The sequence below is a fragment of the Streptomyces sp. NPDC050422 genome (genome assembly GCF_044458665.1).
GTDB lineage: Bacteria > Actinomycetota > Actinomycetes > Streptomycetales > Streptomycetaceae > Streptomyces.
The window spans coordinates 29,687-48,006 of record NZ_JBITIE010000026.1; the positions used below are offsets into that span (position 1 = coordinate 29,687).

Annotated in this window: 16 protein-coding genes; 4 read left to right on the plus strand and 12 right to left on the minus strand. The window is 71.6% G+C overall.

Annotated features, from left to right (window positions below):
* Positions 1–11 precede the first annotated feature (11 nt).
* Positions 12–557 carry a GNAT family N-acetyltransferase gene (locus ACIBJG_RS33120; RefSeq protein ID WP_399313232.1) on the minus strand — a complete coding sequence of 182 codons (546 nt, stop codon included), beginning with the start codon at positions 555–557 and terminating at the stop codon, positions 12–14.
* Between the two features lie 150 nt (positions 558–707).
* Between ACIBJG_RS33120 and ACIBJG_RS33125 the strand changes: the two genes are divergently transcribed.
* Positions 708–1,988 carry an ATP/GTP-binding protein gene (locus ACIBJG_RS33125; protein WP_399313234.1) on the plus strand — a complete coding sequence of 427 codons (1,281 nt, stop codon included), beginning with the start codon at positions 708–710 and terminating at the stop codon, positions 1,986–1,988.
* Entirely contained in the window at positions 1,972–2,592 is a 621-nt protein-coding gene (locus tag ACIBJG_RS33130; RefSeq protein ID WP_399313236.1) for an RloB family protein, read from the plus strand. The genes ACIBJG_RS33125 and ACIBJG_RS33130 overlap by 17 nt, the downstream gene beginning before the upstream one ends.
* 9 nt (positions 2,593–2,601) lie before the next feature.
* On the opposite strand, the gene ACIBJG_RS33135 is transcribed toward ACIBJG_RS33130, so the two are convergent.
* The 10 genes from ACIBJG_RS33135 to ACIBJG_RS33180 all read right to left on the minus strand — a co-directional run bounded on the left by ACIBJG_RS33135 (position 2,602) and on the right by ACIBJG_RS33180 (position 14,971).
* Positions 2,602–3,180: a TetR/AcrR family transcriptional regulator gene (locus tag ACIBJG_RS33135; RefSeq protein ID WP_399313238.1), complete on the minus strand. Its 579-nt coding sequence runs from the start codon at positions 3,178–3,180 to the stop codon at positions 2,602–2,604.
* Complete coding sequence (locus ACIBJG_RS33140) at positions 3,168–3,902, minus strand: enoyl-CoA hydratase family protein (protein WP_399313240.1); 735 nt, start codon at positions 3,900–3,902, stop codon at positions 3,168–3,170. The genes ACIBJG_RS33135 and ACIBJG_RS33140 overlap by 13 nt, the downstream gene beginning before the upstream one ends.
* Positions 3,899–5,473: a 4-coumarate--CoA ligase family protein gene (locus ACIBJG_RS33145; protein ID WP_399313242.1), complete on the minus strand. Its 1,575-nt coding sequence runs from the start codon at positions 5,471–5,473 to the stop codon at positions 3,899–3,901. Before ACIBJG_RS33145 ends, ACIBJG_RS33140 begins: the two co-directional genes overlap by 4 nt.
* A gap of 210 nt (positions 5,474–5,683) precedes the next feature.
* Complete coding sequence (locus ACIBJG_RS33150; RefSeq protein ID WP_399313244.1) at positions 5,684–6,844, minus strand: acyl-CoA dehydrogenase family protein; 1,161 nt, start codon at positions 6,842–6,844, stop codon at positions 5,684–5,686.
* Positions 6,841–8,796 (minus strand): acetyl/propionyl/methylcrotonyl-CoA carboxylase subunit alpha, encoded by a 1,956-nt coding sequence (locus ACIBJG_RS33155; protein ID WP_399313246.1) that lies wholly within the window; start codon positions 8,794–8,796, stop codon positions 6,841–6,843. Before ACIBJG_RS33155 ends, ACIBJG_RS33150 begins: the two co-directional genes overlap by 4 nt.
* Positions 8,797–8,802: 6 nt before the next feature.
* Complete coding sequence (locus tag ACIBJG_RS33160) at positions 8,803–10,401, minus strand: acyl-CoA carboxylase subunit beta (RefSeq protein ID WP_399313248.1); 1,599 nt, start codon at positions 10,399–10,401, stop codon at positions 8,803–8,805.
* Positions 10,398–12,119: an acyclic terpene utilization AtuA family protein gene (locus ACIBJG_RS33165; protein WP_399313250.1), complete on the minus strand. Its 1,722-nt coding sequence runs from the start codon at positions 12,117–12,119 to the stop codon at positions 10,398–10,400. Before ACIBJG_RS33165 ends, ACIBJG_RS33160 begins: the two co-directional genes overlap by 4 nt.
* Entirely contained in the window at positions 12,116–12,910 is a 795-nt protein-coding gene (locus tag ACIBJG_RS33170; protein WP_399313252.1) for a TIGR03084 family metal-binding protein, read from the minus strand. The genes ACIBJG_RS33165 and ACIBJG_RS33170 overlap by 4 nt, the downstream gene beginning before the upstream one ends.
* 242 nt (positions 12,911–13,152) lie before the next feature.
* Positions 13,153–13,677 (minus strand): DinB family protein, encoded by a 525-nt coding sequence (locus ACIBJG_RS33175; protein ID WP_399313254.1) that lies wholly within the window; start codon positions 13,675–13,677, stop codon positions 13,153–13,155.
* Positions 13,678–13,816: 139 nt separating this feature from the next.
* Positions 13,817–14,971 (minus strand): DUF3103 family protein, encoded by a 1,155-nt coding sequence (locus ACIBJG_RS33180; RefSeq protein WP_399313256.1) that lies wholly within the window; start codon positions 14,969–14,971, stop codon positions 13,817–13,819.
* Positions 14,972–15,311: 340 nt separating this feature from the next.
* Here ACIBJG_RS33180 and ACIBJG_RS33185 point away from each other — a divergent pair, with 340 nt between their 5' ends.
* Positions 15,312–16,217, plus strand: coding sequence for an alpha/beta fold hydrolase (locus ACIBJG_RS33185; protein ID WP_399313258.1), 906 nt, complete (start codon positions 15,312–15,314; stop codon positions 16,215–16,217).
* Here the strand turns inward: ACIBJG_RS33185 and ACIBJG_RS33190 are convergent.
* Entirely contained in the window at positions 16,207–17,190 is a 984-nt protein-coding gene (locus ACIBJG_RS33190) for an EamA family transporter (protein ID WP_399313260.1), read from the minus strand. The genes ACIBJG_RS33185 and ACIBJG_RS33190 overlap by 11 nt on opposite strands.
* 192 nt (positions 17,191–17,382) lie before the next feature.
* Here ACIBJG_RS33190 and ACIBJG_RS33195 point away from each other — a divergent pair, with 192 nt between their 5' ends.
* Positions 17,383–18,294: a LysR substrate-binding domain-containing protein gene (locus tag ACIBJG_RS33195; protein ID WP_399313262.1), complete on the plus strand. Its 912-nt coding sequence runs from the start codon at positions 17,383–17,385 to the stop codon at positions 18,292–18,294.
* Positions 18,295–18,320: the final 26 nt, after the last annotated feature.

The window sequence follows — 18,320 nt, forward strand, 5'->3', positions numbered from 1 at the left end:
CACCCCCTATGTCAGGCCCGATTCAGCCCCCACGTCTGCAGGACGTACGGGCGCCCCTTCTCCTCCCCCTCGATCAGCGGTACGTCGAGGAGGCTGAAGCCCGTCTTCTTCGCCACCGCGACGCTGGACGCGTTCTCGGCCTCCAGCTCCAGGATCACCTGCTCCACGCCCAGTTCCTCGAAGGCGTACGCGGCCATCACCCGCACCGCACGGGCCGCCAGGCCCTGGCCTCGGTTCGCCGGGCCGACCGCGTACCCGAGCTCCGCGCCCTCGGGGGCGCGCCGCAGCATCACCTCGCCGAGCGCCGCGCCGCCGTCGGTGGTGATGGCGAGCAGGATGCTCGTGCCCTCCGCCCGCAGCCGCCGGGCCTTGTCCAGCCGGGCGCGGGCGGCCGCTTCGTCGAAGGGGGAGACGAGGGGTGTCCAGTACGCGGTGTCGGGGTGGTCGAAGAGGTCCGGCATCGCGGCCAGGTCCGCTTCCGTCCAGTCGCGCAGGACGAGGCCTTCCCCCGTGAGCTCGATGCGCTCGGGGAAGGGTGATGCGGTGGTGCTGGTCATGGTGCGGGACCTCCCTGGCCTGTCCGGAACGAGGAAGGATATCCGGGGAGCAACTGAACTCAGCGAAATCTCTTGACTGTGGTTGCCATACCCGCGATGGCGCGATTCACTTGCTCACATAAGCCTGAAAACATCGAGGGGAGGTCGCACGTGCTGCTGAATTTCCGGGTGGCCAATCACCGTTCGATCCGCGAGGAGCAGGAGCTCCAGCTCCACCCCGCCTATGACGCCGACCGCCCTCCGGGCACGGACTGGGCCGCAGTCCCCGTGGTGGGTCTCTTCGGCGCCAACGCCGCCGGCAAGTCGAACCTTGTCGGCGCGCTGCAGTACATGGCCTCCATGGTCCTGAATTCGCATCGCGACGCGGAGCCCGGAAACGGCCTCACCCGTAGCGTGTTCCGCCTGGACGCATCAGCGGCCGACGAACCGTCCTGGTATGTGGCGGACCTTCTTCTGGGTGGGGTCCGCTACACGTACGGCTTCAGCGTCGACGACGAGCGAGTGCTCGACGAATGGCTCTACAGCTATCCACTCGGCAAGAAGCGCAAGATCTTCGAGCGCCCGGACGGCGAAGTGCAGCCCGGAGATTCGCAGGCCAAGCGCGAACTCGAACTGGTCGAGAACATCACCGAGCCCAACGTGCTGTTCCTGACCATGGCCGCCCGTTCCAAGCAGGAGGACTTTCGCCCGGTCTACGACTGGTTCGCAACGGGTCTGCGGTTCGCCGAGGGCAGCACGCGGATGCCGCTCGGAGTTGCGGAGCGGCCGGACCGGGACGCTGCCGCCCTCCTGGCACTCCTGCGCTCCGCCGACCTGGGGATCGAGGCGTACGGCGCCGAGCGTGAGGTCATGGACGAGGAAGCCCTGCGCCGGCTGTACGGCGGGCGGGTACCCCGGCGTGAACTCGCGAGGCTGGAGGAGAGAGGGCCACGCGAGGTCATGCGTCCGTGGATCGGCCACCGCGGGCGGTCCGGCATGGTCCGTATGGAGCTCCACGAGGAGTCCGCCGGCACCAGAGCTCTCCTGGCACAGGCACCGCGATTCCTGTCCGTACTGCGCCAGGGAGGCACCTTCATCGTCGACGAGATCGACTCCAGCCTTCACCCGCTGCTCACCACCGAGCTCATCGGGCTCTTCCAGGACCCGGAGACGAATCCGCATGCCGCGCAACTGATCTTCACCTCCCACGATGCCAGCCTGCTCGGGCGTGCGGACGGCGAGGACATTCTCAAGCGGGACCAGGTGTGGTTCGTGGAGAAGGACAGATACGGGGAGACCCGTCTGATCGCCTTGTCGGAATTCAAGCCCCGCACCGGAGAGAACCACGAGCGCCGGTATCTGGGCGGCAGCTACGGCGGGGTGCCCTTCATCGACGAGAGCTTCGCCACGGCGCTGGCGGCCCGGGGGGACAACGATGGCGAGACAGCCTGAGCCGGGCGGTCGCAAGCGCCCCTCCTTCGAGTCCCGACTCGAAAGGAGAACAGGGCTCCGGGCCGCCCGGCTGCGATTACTGGTCGTATGCGGCGCCGAAGTGACCGAGCACGCGTACGTGCAAGGTCTCAAGAACGCTGCCCGGAACCCGGCCGTGTCCGTCAAGATCGTCAAGCATCCCAAGGCGCCGTCCCAAGTCGTCGCGCATGCGGCGAAGCTCCTTGCGGCGGCCTCCGACGAGTACGACGAGGTGTGGTGCGTCCTGGACGTCGACGAGTTCACCGACCTCGACCAGGCCCTGCGCGAAGCCGAGCGCAACGGCATCGGCGTCGCTCTGTCGAACCCGTGCTTCGAGGTGTGGCTGCTGCTGCACTTCACCGATCACCGCAGGCACGCAGGCTCCTACGACGAACTCGTTCCGATCCTGAACAAGCACACACCGGGCGGGTACTCCAAGACGGGACTCGTCTTCCGCCACTACGAAGACGGCTGGCGCGAGGCGGTCCGCCGCGCGAAGAAGCTGGCTCCGGAGGGCAAGGAGCACGAGGTCAACCCGTCCACCGGCATGTGGAGACTCGCACTGGCCATCGGCGGCCCGGCGTAACCCGGCCCCTCACCCCAGCGACTCATCCACCAGCGCGGCCCACTGCGCCACGACCCGCTCCCGGCGGCCCGTGTCGTCGGTGAGGACGTTGGCGAGGCCGAGGCCGCGGGCCATGTCGAGGAGGCCCTGGACCGTTTCGCGTACGCCCGGCCGGGACTCGTCGGCGCGCAGCAGCGTGACCGCGATGTGGTGGGTCTCGCGGCCGACGCGCGCTTCGAGTTCGGTGACGCGGGGGCGGAGTTGTTCCTCGTTGGAGGCGGCGACCCAGAGCTGGAGTGCCGCCCGGAAGAGCGGGCCGGTGTAGAGGTCGACGAGCGCGGCGACGACGGCGGCGCGGTCCTGGCCGGGGACGGCGCGCAGGGCCGCGGAGCGTTCCTCGGCGACGTACTCGACGGCTCCCGTGAACAGGTCCTCGCGGGTGGGGAAGTGGTGCTGGGCGGCCCCGCGGGAGACACCGGCGCGCATCGCGACGACGGAGACGGTGGAGCCTGCCCAACCGTGCTCGGCGAGGCAGGCGACCGCGGCTTCGAGGAGTTTCTGCCGGGTGGCGCGGCTGCGGTCCTGCTTGGGTGGGGTCAGAGCCGCCATGCGGGATCCCGTCGTTCCAGGAAGGCCGTCATCCCCTCCCGTGCCTCGTCGGAGGCGAAGAGTGCCGCGGAGCGGGCGATGAGGTCTTCGGCGTGCTGGTCAAAAGCCTCCCGCACAGTAGCCGTGACCAGCTCCTTCGATGCGGCCAGCCCCTGGGGCGAGGCCCTGCGCAGTCCGTCGAGTACCGGTACGAGCGCCTTGTCCACGTCCTCGGCGGCGAGGGCCACGAGGCCGATACGGGCCGCCTCCGTCGCGTCGAAGCGTTCGCCCGTGAGGTAGTAGCGGGAGGCCGCCCGGGGGTCCAGGCTGGGCAGCAGCGGCAGGGAGATGACGGCGGGGGCGAGGCCCAGGCGGGATTCGGTGAGGGCGAACGAGGAGTCGGGGCCCGCGACCGAGATGTCGCAGGCGCCGAGCAGGCCCAGGCCGCCGGCCCGGACGTGGCCGGTGACGCGGGCCACGACCGGTTTCGGCAGGGTGACGATGCGGCGCATGAGGGCGACGAAGGCGTGCGGGTCGGCCGGGGCCTTGAGGTCGGCGCCCGCGCAGAACGTGTTGCCGGTGTGGGTGAGGACCACCGCCCGGATGCTCTCGTCGGTCGCGCAGGCGTCGAGGGCCTCGGTCAGTCCGGCCACGAGCGGTGCGCTCAGGGCGTTGCGGTTGGCCGGGGAGTCGAGCGTGAGGGTGGTGATGCCCCGCTCGTGGGTGGGTGGGGCGAGGGTCATTGCTGCTTCTCCCTGTCGCGCAGTTCGCGGCGCAGGATCTTGCCGGAGACGGCGCGCGGTACGGCGTCGACGAACTCGACGCGGCGGATCTTCTTGTACGGGGCCACGCGTTCGGCAACGTAGGTCATGACGTCCTCGGCCGTGAGGTCCGGGGCGGCCGGCTGGCGTACGAGGAAGGCCTTCGGGATCTCGTTGCCGTCCGTGTCGTACACCCCGATGACAGCCGCGTCGGCGATCGCCTCGTGGGTGAGCAGGAGCGCTTCGAGTTCGGCGGGGGCGACCTGGTAGCCCTTGTACTTGATGAGTTCCTTGACCCGGTCGACGATGAAGAGCCAGCCGTCCGCGTCGACGCGTCCGACGTCGCCGGTGTGCACCCAGCCCTCGCTGTCGATCATGGCGTCGGTGTCCTCGGGCCGGCCGAGGTAGCCCTTCATCACCTGGGGGCCACGGATGAGGATCTCGCCGTCGGTGTCGATGCCGAGGTCCTTCCCGGGGTCCTCGATGGACGCGATCCGCATCTCGGTACTGGGCAGCAGCTTGCCCACTGCTCCAGGCGGCGGGTTCTCGATGTCGAGGGGCACGACGTGCGTGCCGGGCGAGAGTTCCGTCATGCCGTACGCCTGCCGTACGGGCGGCACGCCGAGACGGGTGGAGCAGGCTGCGGCGAGGTCCGCGTCCAGGGGCGCGGCGGCGCTGACGATGTACTCGAGCGAGGAGAGGTCGTAGTCGCCGACGGCCGGGTGCTTGGCGAGGGCCAGGACGATCGGCGGGGCCACGTACAGCCCGGTGATGCGGTGTTCCTGGATCACGCCGAGGAACTGGTCGAGGTCGAAGCGCGGCAGCACGACGACGGTGGCCCCGCAGCGCAGCGGGACGTTCATCAGGGCGGTCAGCCCGTAGATGTGGAAGAAGGGGAGGACGGCCAGGATGCTGTGGCCGGGCTCCATGGGGATGAAGGGGCGCAGCTGCTCCAGGTTGGTGCCGATGGAGCGGTGGGTGAGCATGACGCCCTTGGGGGCGCCGGTGGTCCCGGAGGAGTACGGGAGGACGGCGATGTCCTCGGGGCCGAACTCGATCTCGGGCTCCGGGGCGGTGGAGCCGAGCATGTCGAGCACGGAGGTGTGGCCCTCGGCCTGGTCGCAGACGAAGATCTCCCGGATGCCGCCCGCGAGTTCGGCCGCCTGCCGGGCGACGTCGAGGAACAGGGACACGGTGACGATCCAGCGGGCGTCGGAGTCCTTGAGCTGTTTGGCGAACTCCTCGGCGGTGGCGAGCGGGTGCACGGTGGTGACCGAGGCTCCCGCGCGCGTGGCCCCGTAGAAGACGGCCGGGTAGGCGATCGTGTTGGGGCTGTGCAGGGCGAGGACGTCGCCCTTGCGCAAGCCCGCCTCGGCGAGGTGGGCCGCGATGCGGCGGTGGAAGGCGTCGAGCTGGGCGTAGGTCACGCTCATGCCGTTTGTGCCGTCGACCAGCGCGACGGTGTCACCGAAGGCCGCGGCGTCGCCGAGGACCGTTTCGTGGATGGGTGTTTCGAGGGCCGGAACGTCTTCGTACTCGCTGTGGAACACCATGGCGGTTCCCTTCGACGCGGGTACGGCCGAGCCGGCGCCCCGTCCTGGGCAGCGGGGGCGCCGAGCGGCCGTTCGGTGGTGGAGAGGGTGCGGAGAGGGGGCGGAGAGGGTCAGGATCGCCTCTGCCGGGCGGGGCCGGGAAGGCCCCGGGCGGGCCTGACTGGTCGGACTCGTCGGACCGGTCAGGCGAGTCGGGCCGGCCCAGCCCGGTCAGTACGACTTGGGGAGCCCGAGCGACTGGTGGGAGACGTAGTTCAGGATCATCTCCCGGCTGACCGGCGCGATCCGCGCCACCCGGGACGCGGTGATCAGCGACCCGAGGCCGTACTCGCGGGTGAGGCCGTTGCCGCCGAGGGTGTGGACGGCCTGGTCGACCGCCTTGACGCATGCCTCCCCGGCGGCGTACTTCGCCATGTTGGCGGCCTCGCCCGCGCCGATGTCGTCGCCGTCGTCGTAGAGGCGGGCGGCCTTCTGCATCATCAGGCGGGCCAGTTCGAGTTCGATGTGGGCCTGGGCGAGGGGGTGCGCGATGGCCTGGTGGGCGCCGATGGGCTCCTTCCACACCTGGCGGGTCTTCGCGTACTCGACGGCGCGGCCGAGCGCGTACCGGCCCATGCCGATGCCGAACGCGGCGGTCATGATGCGTTCGGGGTTGAGGCCGGCGAAGAGCTGGAGGAGTCCGGCGTCCTCCTCGCCCACGAGCGCGTCGGCGGGCAGGCGTACGTCGTCGAGGACGAGCTCGAACTGCTTCTCCGGCGCCTGGAGTTCCATCTCGATGTGCGAGCGCTGGAAGCCGGGTGTCTCGCGCGGGACGATGAACAGGCAGGGCTTCAGCTTGCCGGTCCTGGCGTCCTCGGTGCGGCCGACGATGAGCGTGGCGTCGGCGATGTCGACGCCGGAGACGAAGACCTTGCGCCCGGTGAGCACCCACTCCTCGCCGTCGCGGCGGGCGGTCGTGGTGATCCGGTGGGAGTTGGAACCGGCGTCGGGTTCGGTGATCCCGAAGGCCATGGTGAGGCTGCCGTCGGCGAGGCCCGGGAGCCACTGCCGCTTCTGGTCGTCGGTCCCGAAGCGGGCTATCACGGTGCCGCAGATGGCCGGCGAGACGACCATCATGAGCAGCGGGGAGCCCGCCGCGCCCAACTCCTCCAGCACGATGGCCAGTTCCGCCATACCGCAGCCACCGCCGCCGTACTCCTCGGGAAGGTTCACGCCGAGGTAGCCGAGCTTGCCCGCCTCGGACCACAGCTCCCTCGGGTGTTCACCCTTGCGGGCGAGGGTGGTGGAGTACTCCCTGCCGTACCGCTTCCCGAGGGCGGCGACGGCGGCGCGCAGCGCCTGGTGCTCTTCGGTTTCGAGGACGGTGCTCATGCGTTCGGTTCCTCCTGTGCGTCAGTGACGACGGCGAGCAGGGCCCCGACCTCCACCTGGAGGCCGGGCGCGGCGTGCAGGGCGGTGAGGATGCCGGAGGCGGGGGCGAGGATGCGGTGCTCCATCTTCATCGCCTCCAGCCAGATCAGCGGCTGCCCGGCCTCGACGGCGGCCCCGGCCGTGAGTCCGTCGGCGAGGCGGACCACGGTGCCGGGCATCGGGGCGAGCAGGGAGCCGGGTTCGGTGCGTTCGGTGGGGTCGGTGAAGCGGGGCAGGGCGGTGAAGGCGTACGAGCCGGTGGCGGTGTCCACGTACACCCGGTCGTCGCGGCGGAGGATGTCGAAGTGCCGTGTGACACCCGCGCTTTCGAGGGTGACGCGGGCGCGGCCGGCGGAGACCACGTGGACGCCTTCCGCGTCGACGGTCACACCGTCGCGGGTGCGGCGGTAGGCGATCTCGAACTCGCGGCCGTCCGGTTCGCTCCGGTAGCGCCTGAACTGGGGCTGCGAGGGGAGGTTGCGCCAGGCGCCGAAGCGGACGAACCCGCCTGCGGTGGTATCGGTGGCGTGACGAGCCGCCTCGGCGAGGGCTGCGGCGGTGGCGGCGATCCGCTGGTCCGCCTCGTCGGCGCCGCCGGTCAGGGCTGTCAGGTGCCGGTCGTAGAAGCCGGTGTCGAGGCGGGCGGCGACGAAGTCCGGGTGGCGCAGGGAGCGTACGAGCAGCTCGCGGTTGGTGACGGGGCCGTGGATGCGGGCGCGTTCCAGGGCGCGGGCCAGGAGGCGTACGGCTGCGGTGCGGGTGGGGGCGTGGGCGATGACCTTGGCGAGCATCGGGTCGTAGTGCACGCCGATGGTGTCGCCGCCGGCGTATCCGGTGTCCAGGCGCACGCCGGGCTCGTCCGGTACATCCAGCGAGAGCAGTGCTCCGGTCTGCGGCTGCCAGTCACGGGCCGGGTCCTCGGCGTAGAGCCGGGCCTCGACGGCGTGCCCGGTGGGCTGCGGCGGTACGGCGGAGGGCAGGGGCTCCCCCTCCGCGACCCGTAGCTGAAGGGCGACGAGGTCGAGGCCGAACACGGCCTCGGTGACCGGGTGTTCGACCTGGAGGCGGGTGTTCATCTCCAGGAAGTACGGACGCCCGTCGGCGGCGACCAGGAACTCGACGGTGCCGGCACCCCGGTAGCCGACGGCCCGTGCGGCGGCCGTGGCGGCGTCGCGCAGCCGGTCGCGGAGCTCGTCGTCGAGGCCGGGTGCGGGGGCCTCCTCGATGACCTTCTGGTGGCGGCGCTGGAGCGAGCAGTCGCGGGTGCCGAGCGCCCAGACGCCGTCGTGCTCGTCGGCCATGATCTGTACCTCGACGTGCCGGCCGCGCTCCACGTACGGCTCGGCAAAGACCTCGCCGTCCCCGAACGCGGACAGCGCCTCGGCCGCCGCCGCCGTCAACTCACCGGGCAGGTCGCCCAGTTCCCGTACGATCCGCATGCCTCGCCCGCCGCCGCCCGACGCGGCCTTGAGCAGCAGCGGCAGGTCCTCGGCGCGGGCCGCGGACGGGTCGACGGGGGCGAGGAGCGGTACCCCGGCGGCGGCCATCAGCTCCTTGGCGCGGGTCTTGGACGCCATCAGCTCGATGGCCTTGACCGGCGGACCGACCCAGACCAGCCCCGCGTCCTGCACGGTGGCGGCGAACCCGGCGTTCTCGGAGAGGAAGCCGTACCCGGGGTGGACAGCGTCGGCGCCCGCCGCGAGGGCCGCGGCGACGACGAGGTCGCCGCGCAGATACGTGTCGGAGGGCGCGGCCCCCGGCAGCCGTACGGCGGTGTCGGCCTCCCGTACGTGCAGGGCGCCGGCGTCCGCGTCGGAGTACACGGCGACGGTGGCGATGCCGAGCGCGCGGCAGGTGCGGAAGATGCGGCAGGCGATCTCGCCCCGGTTGGCAACAAGCAAAGTGGTGATCATGTCAGCTCACATCCGGAAGATGCCGAAGCCGCCGCGGGCGCCCTCGACCGGTGCGGTGTGGATGGCGGACAGGCACATCCCGAGGACGGTCCTGGTGTCGCGCGGGTCGATGACCCCGTCGTCGTACAGCCGCCCGGACAGGAACATCGGCAGGGACTCGGCCTCGATCTGCTGCTCCACCATGGCGCGCAGCGCGGCGTCCGACTCGTCGTCGTACGGCCGCCCCTTCGCGGCGGCGGACGCGCGGGCGACGATGGACAGGACCCCGGCGAGCTGCTGCGGGCCCATGACGGCGGACTTGCTGCCGGGCCAGGCGAACAGGAAGCGCGGCTCGTAGGCCCTGCCGCACATGCCGTAGTGCCCGGCGCCGTAGGAGGCGCCCATCAGGACCGACAGGTGCGGGACCTTGGAGTTCGACACCGCGTTGATCATCATCGCGCCGTGCTTGATGATGCCGCCCTGCTCGTACTCCTTGCCGACCATGTAGCCGGTGGTGTTGTGCAGGAACAGCAGTGGGATGTCGCGCTGGTTGGCGAGCTGGATGAACTGGGCGGCCTTCTGCGACTCCTCGCTGAACAGCACGCCCTGCGCGTTGGCGAGGATGCCGACGGGGTAGCCGTGCAGCCGGGCCCATCCGGTGACCAGGCTGGTCCCGTAGAGCGGTTTGAACGCGTCGAAGTCCGAGCCGTCGACCAGCCGGGCGATGACCTCGCGCGGGTCGAAGGGCACCTTCAGGTCGCCGGGCACGATGCCGATCAGCTCGTCCTCGTCGTACTTGGGCGGCTCGGCAAGGCCCGGATCGGGGTGCGCCTTGCGCCAGTTGAGGCGGGCGACGATGCGGCGGGCCTGGCGCAGGGCGTCGTGCTCGTCGACGGCGAAGTGGTCGGCGAGGCCGGAGGTGCGGGCGTGCATCTCGGCGCCGCCGAGCGATTCGTCGTCGCTCTCCTCGCCGGTGGCCATCTTCACCAGGGGCGGGCCGCCGAGGAAGACCTTTGACTGCTCCTTGATCATGACGGTGTGGTCGGACATGCCGGGGACGTACGCCCCGCCGGCGGTGGAGTTGCCGAAGACGACGGCCACGGTCGGGATTCCGGCGGCGGAGAGCCGGGTGATGTCGCGGAAGAGCGCCCCGCCCGGGATGAAGATCTCCTTCTGTGAGGGGAGGTCCGCGCCCCCCGACTCGACCAGGCTGATGGCCGGGAGCCGGTTGGCGAAGGCGATCTCGTTGGCCCGCAGGGCCTTCTTCAGCGTCCAGGGGTTGGAGGCGCCGCCGCGTACGGTCGGATCGTTGGCGGTGATCAGGCACTCGACGCCCTCCACCACCCCGATCCCGGTGACGAGCGAGGCGCCGACCGCGAAATCGCTGCCCCAGGCGGCGAGCGGCGACAGCTCCAGGAACGGGGTGTCCTCGTCGACCAGCAGCTCGATCCGCTCGCGGGCCAGGAGCTTGCCGCGCGAGCGGTGCCGCTCGACGTACTTCTCGCCGCCGCCACCCAGCGCCCCGGTGTGCGCGGCGTCCAGTTCGGTGAGCTTGTCGAGCATGGCGGAACGGTTCGCGGCGTATTCGGGGCTCGCGGTGTCGAGCCCGGTGGGCAGGACGGTCATGCGTGCACCTCCGGTGCGTCGGCACTGTCCTGCGGGGACAGCAGGGCCACGGGTATCTCCAGCCGGCGCGAGCGCAGCCACTCCCCCACGGCCTTGGCCTGCGGGTCGAAGCGGTGCTGGGCGGCGACGCCTTCGCCGAGGAGTCCGTGGACGGTGAAGTTCAGGGCGCGCAGGTTCGGCAGGACATGGCGTACGACGGTGAGGCCGGCGGTCTCCGGGAGGAGTTCCCGCAGCCGCTCGACGGTCAGCTCGTGGGCCAGCCACCGCCACGCCGCCTCGCTGCGGACCCACACCCCGACGTTCGCGTCGCCGCCCTTGTCGCCGCTGCGGGCACCCGCGACGAGCCCGAGCGCGGCGCTGCGGGTCGGGCCTGCGGGCAACGGCTCGGGGAGCATGGGCTGTTCGGCGTCGCTCAGCACCTGCGTCCGGGCGGGCGGCTCCTGCACCTCGCGCCGCCCGTCGGGGAGCACGGCAAGGTGGGTGACGTCCTCAGCCGGTACGTACCGCGCCTCGAACACCCCGTAGGGCGCGCCCTTTCCGGGCGGGGCGGTGACATGGAAGCCCGGGTAGCTGCCGAGCGCCAGCTCGATCGCGGCGCCGGACAGGGCGCGCCCCACGGCCTCCGGGTCCTGGTCACGGACGACGAGCCGCAGCAGCGCGCTCGCGGTCTCCTCGGTCGCGGCATCGGCCCGGTCGGTACGGACAAGCTCCCACCGCACCTCCTCGGGCCGGCGCCCGGCGCGCGCGAAGGCGTCGGCGATCTGATCGCGCACGAGCTGCGCCTTGGCCTCGATGTCGAGTCCGGTGAGTACGAAGACGACCTCGCTCCGCCAGCCGCCGAGCCGGGTGAGTCCGGCTTTGAGCGTGGGCGGCGGGGCCTCGCCGCGCACCCCGGAGATCCGGACCCGGTCGGGACCGTCGGGGGACAGTCGTACGGTGTCGAGCCGGGCGGTGACGTCGGGGCCCGCGTACCGGGCACCGCCGGTCTCGTACAGCAGCTGGGCGGTGACCGTGCCGAGGTCGACGACGCCGCCGGTGCCGTCGTGCTTCGTGATGACGGAGCTTCCGTCGGCGTGGATCTCGGCGAGGGGGAAGCCGGGCCGGCGGATGTCGTGGCCGCGGAAGAAGGAGTAGTTGCCGCCGGTGGCCTGGGTGCCGCACTCCAGCACGTGTCCGGCGACGACGGCTCCGGCGAGCACGTCGTGGTCCTCGGGTCCCCAGCCGAAGTGTGCGGCGGCGGGCCCCGTGACGAGGGCGGCGTCGGTGACCCGGCCGGTGACGACGATGTCCGCCCCGGACCGCAGGCAGGCGGCGATCCCCGCCCCGCCGAGGTAGGCGTTGGCGGTGAGGAAGCCGTCGGGCACGGGGAGGCTGTCGCCCTCGACATGCGCGACGCTCACCGGCACACCCACCTTCGCGGCCAACTCCCGTACCGCGTCCGCCAGTCCGGCCGGGTTGAGGCCGCCCGCGTTGGTGACGATCTTCACCCCGTGCTGATGGGCGAGCCCGAGCCCTTCCTCCAGCTGGCGCAGGAAGGTGGTGGCGTAGCCGCGCCCCGGGTCCTTGAGCCGGCTGCGGCCGAGGATGAGCATGGTCAGCTCGGCTAGGTAGTCGCCGGTGAGGACGTCGAGGGGGCCGTCGGTGAGCATCTCGCGCACGGCGTCGAAGCGGTCGCCGTAGAACCCGGAGGCGTTGCCGATCCGCAGCGGCTCGGTCATCGGTCCGCCTGCGGGGCGCGCCCGGCCCCGGCGGGCCCGGCGAAGGCCTGCGCGATGTCCAGCCAGGTGTCGGCGTCGACCCCCTCGGCCCGCACGGCGAGGTCGTCGCGGTGGGCGCGCTGGGTGACGAGCAGACAGAAGTCGTGCAGCGGTCCGGTGACGCGCTGGGCGGCGCCCTCGGGGCCGTAGGCGATCAACTCACCGCCCGGCGCCTCCAGTTCGACCCGGAACTCCTCCCCGGGCGCCTGGATCCCCCGCACGAGGAAGGCGTAGTCGCGGGCGCGCACCCCGATCCGCGCGACGTGCCGCAGCCGGGCGGTGGGGGCGCGGGTGACCCCGAGGGCGTCGGCGATGTCCTGGCCGTGCGCCCAGGTCTCCATGAGCCGCCCGGTCGCCATGGAGGCCACGCTCATCGGCGGCCCGTACCAGGGGAACCGGGTCCGGGCGGGCGCGGCGCGCAGGGCCTCCTGGAGGCGCTGCCGGCCGGTGCGCCACCGGACGAGCAGGGCGTCCGGGGCGTACGCGGCGACGACCTCCTCGGCGGCCCGGTCGACGAAGCCCTCGGGGTCCTTCATCGCCCTGGCCACCTCGTCGCCGAACCGCTCCGGCTCCGTGACGGCGATCAGCGCGACCTCGTCGGTCCAGCTGAGGTGGGCGACCTGGTGGGCGATGGTCCACCCCTCGGCGGGTGTCGCTCCCGCCCATTGCGAGGTGGTCAACCCGGCGACGAGCAGGTCGAGTTCGTCACTCTCGCCGCCAAGATCGTCGAGCACGGCTGCGGCATCGGACACGGTGCGCTCCCCTCGGGGCGTGGCGGTGTGACCCGGAGCCTGCCAGCGGATCGGAAAACAATCAAGCGTGCTTGCATTGTTTTCTCGAACGAACGGACCGGCCGAGGGCGAGGCAGCCGAGGGGCGCGGTTCCGTCCCGGGCGAAACGGACCCGGAACGCCCGGGCGGGACGGTCGACGGGCCACCCGGGCCCGGGACACCCGGGACGGAACCGCGCGACGGCACCGCCAGGGCCCGGAGGGTCAGCCGCCGTGGGCCTGCTCGGCCGCCTCCTTCATCCTGATCGTCGTGCTGGAGCCGTCCAGCGCCTCCCGGATGATGTCGGCGTGGCCGCTGTGGTGGGCGATCTCGCGGAAGATGTGCCACAGGATGCGGCGGACCGTCCAGCGGACGGGCTCCGGGGGTGACCACGGGTACACCGGCAGCGTGACCTCGCGATCGAGGTCGGCCTCCTCGCGCACCGTGCGGTCGAACGCGGCCGCCGCGGCGTGGAAGGCCTCCAGCAGCTCGGGCAGCGTCTCGGCGTCGGTCATCCGGTTGCCATCGGGGTCGAGGTCCGCCCAGTCGATCTTGGCCGGGGCGGTGCCCTCGACCACGTCCAGCCAGCTGCGCTGCACGAGCCCGAGGTGCTTCAGCAGTCCGCCGAGCGTCAGCTCGCTGACGGTCGTGCGGGTGCGCGCCCGGGTGTCGTCGAGCTGATCGACGGTGAAGAGAAAGTTGGTGCGCTGATCGGTGACAAGCGCGAGCAGATCGTCGCGTTCCGGCATGTTTCCTCCAGGTCGGATATCGCGATCACCTTAGACCGACCGGAAGTTGAGAGGGCGGAGCACGGCCACGCCCGGAGACGGCCGCTCCAGAAGGAGCACCGGCCCCGGGCACGACGGGAGTCGATTCAGCGGATTCCGGTCAGAGAGCCGGCACGTGGTACGGCGACACGTTGATCCATCCATTGGCCGCCGCCCCGTTGCGCGTGCCCTTGGTGGCCTTGGCCAGGGTGTACCAGGAGTCGACGTAGTCGGGGTCGTCGGTCCACCAGGACGCGGGGATGGCGTCCAGGAGCGCATCGGCCAGGGGGATGTACACACCCTGGTCGGTGATCGTCAGCAGGACGGTGACGATGGCCTTGGCGAGCGCCTGGTAGTTGGTGTCGCCGTCGTCCTCCATCATGACCGCGTCGGCCATGTCGTACTTGTAGTTCGACCAGTTCACGAGGACCTGGTTCGGGTAGTACGTGGTGGCGGCCTTGTTCAGGTACGGCATCTCGACGGTGTCGACGCGCGGCTTGCCGTCCTTGCCGAAGCCGGTCACCAGGGTGAAGATCTCGGCGTCACCCTTGATCCACGGCTCCTTGACGTCGGAGATCCGCACCGAGTTGATCAGGGTGGTGTTGATCCCCGCGGTGGCCGTCGGAGCGGCGGCGTTCAACCGGGCGGCCGGGGCCGGCACGTCGAGCCCCTTCGCCTCCAGCGTCTCGTTGACGACCTTCAGGCCCTCGGTGACGGCCTTGGCGCCGTCGACGTCGACGACGTATACGGGCCGGTCGGGGACGGAGTCGAGGGACAGCTCATGGGCGACGCCCTCGCTGTCGTACGCGGTGAGGGCCGACGCGTCGTCGTCGGACGGGGCGGCAGCCACCAACGGGGCCGCACCTCCGGCGAGCGACGCCTTCATCGACGCGTCCGCCAGGCCGACCCGAAGCAGCGAACCGACCCGTCCGCCCAGCCCCTTCGCGGCGCCGACGCCCCGGTCGGCCGCCGCGACCTGCGGCGCGATGCGCTTGCCGGCCGAGGTGGTGGAGCCGCTGGTCAGCGCCCGCAGATCCACCGAATCGGCGGCCAGCGCCGCCTCCCGGACCTGTCTCTCCCAGGCCGGATCGGCCAGGGACCGGGCGAGCGAGCGCGCGGTGGCGTCCTCGATGCCGGCGACCGAAGACACCGGTGCGGTGGCGGAATCGGCCCGGTCGTTCTGCCCTGCGAACGCGGTGCCCTGGAGGGGTATCAGAGCGGTTGCGGCCAGCGCGACCCCGATCAGGGTGGTGCGCAGCGGCGTTGATGCGGTCAAGGCGGTCTCCTGCTGAGTGAGTCGTGCACTTCAGGGGCAGCGGATCTATCTATGCGAGTAGACCCGTACGAAATGATGTACCGCGCATGACATCGCAAAACTTTCGGGCGCCAGGATTTCCAGATTCAACTACCGACCGGTATCGACGCGTTGGGCACTATCCAGCCATGCTCGCCCCGGCACCCCGCCCGCCGCCCTGTCCCCCGTGCGAGCTACCCGCAGGTGAGCTCCGTGAGGTGACGATTCGATGCCGCCGTCTCCGTAACGTTCGGGCCAGCGGAGGAACACAGCCGCAAAGACGGACAACTCCCCCCACTCCCTTCCCTGTTCGGAGGACGAAATGGCGCGCATCATCAGGAAGACTGCCCTGGCCGCACTGTGCATCACCGCGGTCGGCGCGGGACTCGTGGCGTGCGAGGACGACGACGAGGGCTTCCTGGACGGGCTGGACGACAACCCTTCGGTGTCGAAGCCCGCCCTGGACGGGCTCTCCGGAACGAAGAAGATCAGCATCCAGGGCAGTTCAGTGAACGTCGCCTGCTCCGGCAGCCGGACGGACGGCAAGCCGGTCGTCGTCGTGCTCGCCGGGCTGGACGACGACCTGACCACGACGGCAGCCTTCCGCAAGACCCTCAGCGCGCAGCACCGGGTCTGCTCCTTCGACCGGCTCGGCCAGGGCAAGAGCGACAAGCCGGCCGGCGTCCAGTCACTCGCCGCCGGCGGGAAGATCCTCACCGGCGTGCTGGACCAGGTCGCCGGTGACACCCCGGTCGTCCTGGCCGGTCACTCGCTGGGCGGGCTCGTTGCCGCCCGGTACGCCCCCGACCACCAGGACAGGGTCAAGGGCCTGGTTCTGCTGGACGCCACCTCGCCGACGACGAGCGGTGACATCGAGAAGGTGATCCCCGCGTCGGCCACCGGCCAGAGCGGCGATCTGCGTGCGCAGACCGCCCAGGTCGCCAAGGGCCAGAACTCGGAGAAGCTCGCCTTCCCCGACGCCGAGGTGCGCCCGGCGGGGGACATCCCGGTGGAGGTCATCCAGCACGGCACCAAGTACCTCGGCGCGTTCCCCGCGTACGGGAGCGGCCTGGAGAAGGTGTGGGCCGAGGGGCAGCGCAAGTGGGCCGGGATCTCCAGCAACAGCAAGCTCAGCACCGCCGCCGGAAGCGCGCACCACATCTACGTGGACCGGGCCGACCTCGCCGTCAAGGCCGTCCAGCGCGTCACCGCGCAGGTCACCCAGTAGCCTTCCGGGCCTTCCGGGCCTTCCGGTTCCGGCGAGGACCGATCTGGCTGCGCACCGCCCCCATGCTCGCGCCGATGACCAGCGCGATGGCCAGGGCGTCCGTCGTGGAGAGGGCCTGGTCGAGGATGAGGAATCCGGCCGTGGCCGCGATCGCGGGTTCCAGGCTCATCAGGATCGCGAAGGTGGGCGCGGGCAGCCGGCGCAGCGCCATGAGTTCGAGGGTGTACGGGAGGACCGAGCTCAGCAGCGCGACAGCGGCGCCGAGGCCGATCGTGGAGGGGACGAGGAGCTTCGTGCCGGACTCCATGATGCCGAGCGGCAGTGAGAGGACGGCCGCCACCACCATCGCCAGGGCCAGCCCGTCGGCCTGCGGGAAGCGGCGGCCGGTGCGGGCGCTGAAGACGATGTACGCCGCCCACATGGCACCGGCGGCGAGTGCGTACGCGGCGCCCACCGGATCGAGCCGGTCGAAGCCCCCGCCGCTCAGCAGCAGCACACCGCCCAGCGCGAGGCCGGCCCAGACCACGTTGACGACGCGGCGCGAGGCGAACACCGAGAGGGCGAGCGGGCCGAGCACCTCCAGGGTCACGGCGGCGCCGAGCGGGATGCGGTCGGCGGCCTGGTAGAAGAGCGTGTTCATGCCGCCCATGGCAACGCCGAAGGCCACCACGGTGCCCCAGTCCGCGCGCGAGTGGCCGCGCAGTTTCGGGCGGCAGACGACGAGCAGGACCAGGGCCGCGGCGGCGAGCCGCAGCGTAACGACACCGAGCGCGCCGGCCTTCGGCATCAGCAGCACCGCGACCGCCGATCCGAACTGGACGGAGAGCCCGCCCGCGACCACCAGCGCGATCGGGGCGAGCGCCGCCCTGCGCCCTCCGGCGCGGGCGGGGCCACCCGGCTCCCCGAGGGCGGCGGCCGCCTCGGGGACGGCGACTGCGGCGGCCGGTTCTGCGGCGGTGCCCTGGTCGTTCACCTGTGGCCTGACTTTCTGCGTTCACGGAGCTGCCTTCACGGAGCTGCCTTCACGGAGCGGAGCGGAAAGTGCAACACAATGCACTGCGCGATTGAAGATACTGCACTCACCTCATGCGGCCCATCCCTTTACCGTAGGGACCTGCGCGCGGCGCGTGAAATGCCGATTGGGCTCCCGTTATGCTCCACACGCATGAGCATGGGAGAGAACAGGGGCGAGAACGCCGGAAACACCGGCCGCGCCATCGAGATCCGCCACCTACGCGCCTTCCTCGCCGTCGCGGACGAGTCCAGCATCACCCGGGCCGCCGCCCGGCTCCGGCTCACCCAGCCCGCCGTCTCCCGCACCCTGGCCGCCCTGGAGCGCCACCTCGGCATCCGGCTCGTCGACCGCTCCACCCACCACCTCGACCTCACCCCCGAGGGCATCGCCTTCCGCGACCGGGCGGCCGTCGCCGTCGCCGCCTTCGACGCGGCGACGGACACCGAGGGGCTGCGCAGATGGCCGCTGCGGCTGGGGCACGCCTGGTCCGCGTTCGGCCGGTACACCACCCCGCTGCTCCGCGGCTGGCAGGAGCGCTATCCGCAGACCCCGCTGGAACTCCGCCGCATCGACGACCGCACCGCCGGACTGACCCGCGGCGAGGTCGATGCCGCACTGCTGCGCGGGCCCGTCGACGCGCCGGGGCTCGTCACGGAGGTGCTGTACGAGGAGGAGCGGGTGGCCGCCGTGGCGGCGGACGGCCCCCTCGCCTCCCGCGCCACGCTCCGGCTGGCCGATCTCGCGACCGGCACCGTCGTCCTGAACACCGTCTCGGGCACCACGACCCCCGACCTGTGGCCGCCGTCCGCCCGCCCCGCCGCCACCCTGACCGTGGCGAACACGGACGACTGGCTGGCCGCCATCGCGGCAGGCCGCGGCACCGGGGTCTCGGCCGCGTCGACGGCCGGCATGCACCCGCACGCCGGGGTCGCTTACCGCCCGCTCGTGGACGCCCCGCCCCTCCCGGTACTGCTCGCCCGCCGCGACGCACCCGGCCACCCGGCCCTCGCCGACCTGGCCGCACTGGCCCGCGAGATCGTGGCGGGGGACGCCGCCCACTGAGGAAATGTCCGGGCCGGCATCGACCC